Raw genomic sequence first — 6,316 nt, forward strand, 5'->3', positions numbered from 1 at the left:
CCCAAAATCTTGGGAGCGCTGCGCACTCCAGCGGGAGCAAGCTCCCTCGCCACAGCAAGCTCCCAAGCCACAAAAAGCGCTCCAGCCGCAGGGCTATGCGGCACTCAACTGACCAGACTGCGCACCGCACTGATCTGTGGAATCTCCACCCGACGCATGTACACCCGCAGCGGTTCCGTGATGTTGATGCGATCGTCGATGTTCTGGTCCAGCAACAACTGGATCCGCTCGCGGGACAAGGTCATGGCCTGCCCGTCGACCGGCAGCCAGACAAACTCGGCGGTTGGGATGATGCCGTCATCGGCCACGTCCATGCCGAAGGAGTCTTCGCTGAAACGGACGATGTACTGGCCAGTCTTGCGGTTCAGGCCGACAAAACCCTGGAGTTGGTCGGCGGCCTGGCAGATAAGCTCGGAGGTGATGCGCATGGTAAACCTCACTGAAAAGTCCTACTTGGACTGGAAAGATGGTTTACACGCGTGGCAGGAAAATCTGCCCTCTGATGGGGCAATTCAAGGCAAGAGTACTGCATCGCACCGCACAAAAGTGCAGAAAAATGGCCGGTGAACACGTTAATGTCGGTTTGGTGATAGCGCCATTCGCAAGCAATTGTTAAAAAGGAGCCCTTCTCAAAGTTACCTCCACGAAAGGACTTCGCATATGCCTGTCACGTTTACCAAGAGTGCCCTGCTGCTGGCCCTGATGCTGGGCCTTGGCCACGCACAGGCGGCAAGCCCGATCAGCCCTACCGAATTGGCCACCAACGAAGGCATTCCGCACCCCGCCGTGATTGCCCACCGTGGCGCCTCCTTCGATGCACCGGAATCCACCGCCGCCGCCTACAAAGTCGCGCGCGACCTGGGGGCCGACTACCTGGAAATGGACCTGCAACGCAGCAAGGACGGCGTGCTATTCGCCCTGCATGACAACAACCTGCAACGCACCACCGACGTCGCCACCAAGTTCCCGGAGCGCAAGGACAGCCCGGCCAACGAATTCACCTGGGCCGAGCTTAAAACCCTGGACGCCGGCAGCTGGTTCAACGCCGCCTACCCGGACCGTGCCCGCCCGGGCTTCGTCGGTTTGAAAATCCTCAGCCTGGACGAAATCATCAAGATCGCCGAAGGCAACCCGCAGCACAAACCCGGCCTGTACATCGAAACCAAGGAGCCGAAGCAATTCCCGGGCATCGAGGCCGACCTGAAGAACAAACTGCTGGATAAAGGCTGGTTGAGCTCCACCGGCTCCAACCAGGCCCAGAAAAACATCGGCGTCGGCCAGGGCAAGGGCCGCGTGGTGCTGCAAACCTTTGAGAAAGACAGCCTGAAAGAACTGCAAAAAGAGATGCCCAACACCCCGAAAATCCTGCTGTTGTGGGTAGGTGAAGGCAGCATCGAACCGAAATCCAAGGTGCCCTTCGCCGAGTCCGGCGAGCCGAGCAAAGCCGCCTACTACGCCAAGCAGGAGCCGAAGGACGCCGCCGAGTTCGAAAAATGGATCGACGAGGCCAAGAGCCTGGGCGCCATCGGTACCGGCCCTTCGGCACAACTGACCAACCTGGGCGACCAGAGCTACTCCGACCTGGTCAAACCCGAGATGAACCAGTTGACCCACGACAAGGGCTTGCTGGTGCACGTGTACACCGTGGATGAGCCGGTGGACTTCGACAAGGTCATGAAAGCCGGCGTCGATGGCATCTTCACCAACCGCGCTGCCGAACTGCTGAAGTACTACAAGCGCTGGCCATCCTCGAGTGTGGCCGACCTGCTGCAGGACAACGGTTACTGAGTGAGCCCCGAATGGTCAGGTCGCCTGTGGCTGGGGCCTGACTACGGGCTGATCCAGGGCATACCGGGGCGCACCGCGTCCCATGCACACTATGCCCATCAGCTGATGTTCTCCGCGGGCGGGCCGGTCACGGCCAGCCTCGATGGCCGTGCCATCACGGCCCATCGCCTGTTTATCCCGTCCAGAATGCCCCACGCCATCCTCCACTCCCACGGTGAGGTGTTGATGGTGTATGCCGAACCCGGCGCCTTTGACTTCGACTCTTTGCAGGCCGCCCTGGCCGACAGTGAACGGTCCCTGGAAGCACTCGAGCGCACGCTGCGCCAATTGCCGAGACGCGCACTGGAAGATGCCAGGGTGGAGCGCGCGCTGTCGGCGCTGGATCAGCAACTGAGTGGCAAGGTCTCGGCCCAAGCCCTGGCGCAGGCGGCGCACGTTTCGTTAAGCCAGCTGGAACGTTTGTTCGCCAACCAACTGGGTTTGCCGGTACGTCGCCTGGTGTTGTGGCGGCGCTTGCGAGTGGCGCTGGGACTGGCGCTCGGCGGCAGCACCCTGACCGAGGCTGCACATGGCGCCGGGTTCGCCGATTCGGCGCACTTTTCCCGGACCATGAAGCAACTATTTGGCGTCACGGCCGGGGCGTCGTTGCGCAACCTGAACGTACGAATCCTGGACTAGACCCGCGGGAACCGGCGGCTCCTTGCTCAAGCGCACCGTCCTGAACGGGTCGCGCAACTGCGCCACATACTCCCGCGGAAAATCCGGCCGGCTGCCAATCCCCAAGTCGCCCTGCCCCATTCGATAGTCATGGCTGTAAAACGCCGTACCCAAGAGCCAATCCCACAGATTGAAAAACAAGCCGAAATTCACATCCCCAGCCCGGCCATATTTCATGTGATGAAAACGATGCACCGGCGCCCAGGCGAACACCCAGCGCAGCGGCCCCAGGCGCATGTCGACATTGGAATGCTGCAACAGCAGCTGCACGGCAATCGCCAGGGCCAGCAGCAGCGCCACCTCCGTGGGAATGCCCAGCAGGATCAACGGCGCCAACCCGGCCGTGGCTTCCAGCATCTGGTGCAACGGATGCTTCATCAAGCCATTGAAGCCATACAGCCGTTGCACGCTGTGGTGCACCGCATGCAGGCGCCACAAGACAGCGACTCGGTGGCTGGCGTAATGCATCAGGGTGATGCCCGCATCGGCAATGAAGATCGCCAGCAGCAATTGCGCCCAGAGCGGCCACGCCCGCGGCCATACACCGTCGACGGCCAACAGCGCGGTCAGCACCGGCAAGATCAACAAGCCCGCCGCATTGAGGCCCTCATTGACCAACGCGTGAATCAAGTCGCGACGACGATCACCCTGGTTGCGATTCCACTGCGGCTCATAGGGCAACCACCACTCGGCGATAAACGACACCGCCACCGCCAGAACAAATACCAGCCCCAGCCACTGCAGCGCATCCCTCTGCACCAGCCACAGCGCCCACCCGATAAACCCCGCCCAGAACAAGGGCGCATACACCCAGGCCATTAACTGTTTCATCTGTGCCTCCCGTAAGTGAGACGCCAGCATGAAACCCCGCACTCGCCGCCGATTGAACAAACGGCGCAATTTTAAGGGTGAGTTAAGTTGCGCTGGTTAACCTGATCCCACTTAAACAGCTCACCCCAAAGGATCACACCATGAAAAACCTGACCGCTCTGTTCGCCGCTGCCGCCTTGACCCTTACCGCCGGTTTGGCCCAGGCCGATGTTCGCCCGGACCAGATTCCGAGCCTGCTCAAGTCCGGTGCCGTGATGGATTTTGAAAAGCTCAACGCCAAGGCCGTGGCCCAGCACAAAGGCGCCACCATCGTTGACACCGAACTGGAAGACAAAGCCGGCCGCCTGGTCTACGAGACCGAACTGCGTGACACCAGCAACGTGAAGTGGGACGTGAAGCTGGATGCCAAGACCGGCGAAGTCCTGGAAAACAAGCAAGACACTTGAGTTGAACCGCAAAAACGCCGCGCCGCCTTTGGGCCGCGCGGCTTTTTTATGCGCGCTCGTCGCCCAGAAGAGCAATTAGTCTAATTAGCGTGAACGAATTTGTACCTTACGCCGCCAAGCTCGCTAGAATCCCAACCATCAGCCAAGGCACAACGCCAGCAGCATCAGGACCGGAACCGTTCGCCATGGGGCAAAAAGCCGTCGACATTGCCACCATTGGCAGAATCAGCGCCGTCCCGGCGATTCTCCAGGTAGTCAGCGAGATGACCGGCTTGCGTTTTGCGGCCGTGGCCCGGGTCACCGATGATTCATGGACCGCCTGCGCCGTGCGCGACCAACTGGACTTCGGCCTGCCCGTGGGTGGCGAGCTGGACCTGACCACCACCCTGTGCCACGAAATACGCGACTCCCACGTCTCGATCGTGATCGACAAAGCCAGCGAAGACCCGCTGTACCGCGACCACCACACGCCGCGTATCTACCACTTTGAAAGCTACATCTCGGTGCCGGTGTTCCGCACCGACGGGCGTTTCTTCGGCACCATCTGTGCCCTGGACCCGAACCCGGCGCAACTGCGCAGCAGCACGATCCAGTCGACCATGGAGTCGTTTGCCCGGGTGCTGTCGCTGCAGATCGAAGCCGAAGAAAGCCTCCAGCAGACCGAAGCCGACCTGCAGCAGGAGCGCGAAACCGCCGAACTGCGCGAACAATTCATCGCCGTGCTCGGCCACGACCTGCGCAACCCGCTGTTCGCCATCAACGTCGGCGCCGAACGGCTGCTGCGCAAACACCCGGACCCGGCCACCGACACCCTGGTGCGGCACATGCTGGCCAGCGGCCGCCGGGCCTCGCAACTGGTGGAAGACGTACTGGACTTTGCCCGCGGGCGAATGGGCAGCGGCATCCCGGTGAACATCAGTGAATGCACTGGGCTTGAAGACACTTTGCAGCATGTGGTGGAAGAGGTGCAGCACGTCCATCCAAATCGGCTGATTCACGCCAGCATCGGCAATCTCAAGGGTGTGAAAGGCGACCGCGAGCGGCTCGCGCAATTGCTCTCCAACCTGGTGGCCAACGCCATCAGCCACGGCAACCCGCAAGGACCGGTTGAAGTCAGTGCGCAGGTCAACGCCGGCACGTTTGAGTTAACGGTGAAAAACCTTGGGCTGATCAGTGAGCAAGCCATGCCGCTGCTGTTCCAGCCCTACTCCCGACCGACGGGCGCCCTGCCCCAGGCCGGGTTGGGCCTGGGGTTGTACATCGTCAAGCAGATTGCCGACGCCCATGGCGGGCGGCTGGAAGTGTCTTCCAGCGAGCAGGACGGCACGGTGTTCAGCTTCAGTTTGCCCGCGGGCGATTGACGGCCACCTCAAACCGTCACAAAAGCGTCAAATTCAGTTGCCATGATGCGCTCAGGTGAACCTGTGAAATTTCCTACAGGCACTTTCCCTGCGAGCCTCCATGAACCACAGCATCGACCACAGCCACCAGGACTCCGACCTGTTTGGCTTGCTCTACGGCTTTCGTTTCCGCCCCGGTGAAAAGGGCGAACAGATTGATTCAGCCACTGCCCTTGCGGCCTTGCAGCAGCCCGGAGACCCCGACGAATTTCTGTGGCTGCATTTGAACCTGGCCCACGCCGCCTGTGAGCGCTGGATGCAGGCGCACCTGAACCTGCCGGAAGAATTCTTCGAAGCCTTGCACGAAGGCTCACGCTCCACCCGCATCGAACACGTGGACTCGGCCTTGCTGGCGGTGGTCAACGACGTGGTCTTCAACTTCAGCAGCATGGTGTCTTCAGACATTTCCACCTTATGGGTGTGCGCCCGCAGTCGGCTGTTGATCAGCGCGCGCCTGCAACCGCTGCATTCGGTGGACAAGCTGCGCTCGTCGGTTAAGGCCGGTGAACACTTTCGCTCGCCGCTGGAACTGTTGGTGCATTTGCTGCGGGACCAGGGCGAGGTGCTGACACAGATCGTGCGCAAGACCAGCCTCAGCGTCGACCAGATCGAGGACCAGTTGCTGTCGTCACGCCTGTCCACCAACCGCGCCGAACTGGGTGCCGCGCGCCGGGTGCTGGTGCGCCTGCAACGGCTGCTGGCGCTGGAGCCCGGCTCGTTGCTGCGGCTGCTCAATCGTCCGCCCCAGTGGCTGCAGAAGGAAGACGTGAAAGAGCTGCGCAAATCCACCGAGGAGTTTGCGCTGATCATCAACGACCTGATGGCGTTGGGTGAGCGGATCAAGCTGCTGCAGGAAGAGATCGCCGCCAACCTCAACGAACAGAGCAACCGCACGTTGTTCACCCTGACCGTGGTCACGGTGCTGGCGTTGCCGATCAACATCATTGCCGGTTTTTTTGGCATGAACGTTGGTGGTGTGCCGCTTTCTACAGACCCTGAAGGCTTCTGGATTCTGGTGGCGCTGGTGGCGACATTCACCCTGATTGCCGGACGCTGGGCGTTTCGCAAGCGCAAGGATTATTGAATTTGAAATGCGATCAAGTGTGGGAGCTGGCTTGCCTGCGATAGCGGTGG

Annotated in this window: 7 protein-coding genes; 5 read left to right on the forward strand and 2 right to left on the reverse strand. The window is 61.0% G+C overall.

Features of this window, described 5'->3' with window-relative positions; genetic code table 11:
* Positions 1-104 precede the first annotated feature (104 nt).
* Entirely contained in the window at positions 105-428 is a 324-nt protein-coding gene (locus tag ACW9I6_RS29680) for a DUF2025 family protein (RefSeq protein ID WP_008432956.1), read from the reverse strand.
* Between the two features lie 232 nt (positions 429-660).
* Between ACW9I6_RS29680 and ACW9I6_RS29685 the strand changes: the two genes are divergently transcribed.
* Positions 661-1,788 carry a glycerophosphodiester phosphodiesterase gene (locus tag ACW9I6_RS29685; RefSeq protein ID WP_008432958.1) on the forward strand — a complete coding sequence of 376 codons (1,128 nt, stop codon included), beginning with the start codon at positions 661-663 and terminating at the stop codon, positions 1,786-1,788.
* A complete protein-coding gene (locus ACW9I6_RS29690) occupies positions 1,789-2,466 on the forward strand; it encodes a helix-turn-helix domain-containing protein (protein ID WP_457340142.1) in 678 nt (225 codons plus the stop codon).
* Here ACW9I6_RS29690 and ACW9I6_RS29695 read toward each other — a convergent pair.
* Positions 2,407-3,336 (reverse strand): sterol desaturase family protein, encoded by a 930-nt coding sequence (locus tag ACW9I6_RS29695; RefSeq protein ID WP_457340143.1) that lies wholly within the window; start codon positions 3,334-3,336, stop codon positions 2,407-2,409. The genes ACW9I6_RS29690 and ACW9I6_RS29695 overlap by 60 nt on opposite strands.
* Positions 3,337-3,476: 140 nt before the next feature.
* Between ACW9I6_RS29695 and ACW9I6_RS29700 the strand changes: the two genes are divergently transcribed.
* The 3 genes from ACW9I6_RS29700 (at position 3,477) to ACW9I6_RS29710 (ending at position 6,266) form a co-directional block, all read left to right on the forward strand.
* Positions 3,477-3,782, forward strand: coding sequence for a PepSY domain-containing protein (locus ACW9I6_RS29700; protein WP_003211453.1), 306 nt, complete (start codon positions 3,477-3,479; stop codon positions 3,780-3,782).
* Positions 3,783-3,967: 185 nt separating this feature from the next.
* Positions 3,968-5,143, forward strand: a complete 1,176-nt coding sequence (locus ACW9I6_RS29705; protein ID WP_457340144.1) for a GAF domain-containing sensor histidine kinase — start codon at positions 3,968-3,970, stop codon at positions 5,141-5,143.
* Between the two features lie 100 nt (positions 5,144-5,243).
* Positions 5,244-6,266: a transporter gene (locus ACW9I6_RS29710; protein ID WP_003211449.1), complete on the forward strand. Its 1,023-nt coding sequence runs from the start codon at positions 5,244-5,246 to the stop codon at positions 6,264-6,266.
* Positions 6,267-6,316: the final 50 nt, after the last annotated feature.

The organism is Pseudomonas sp. SDO5522_S412 (assembly GCF_054071215.1).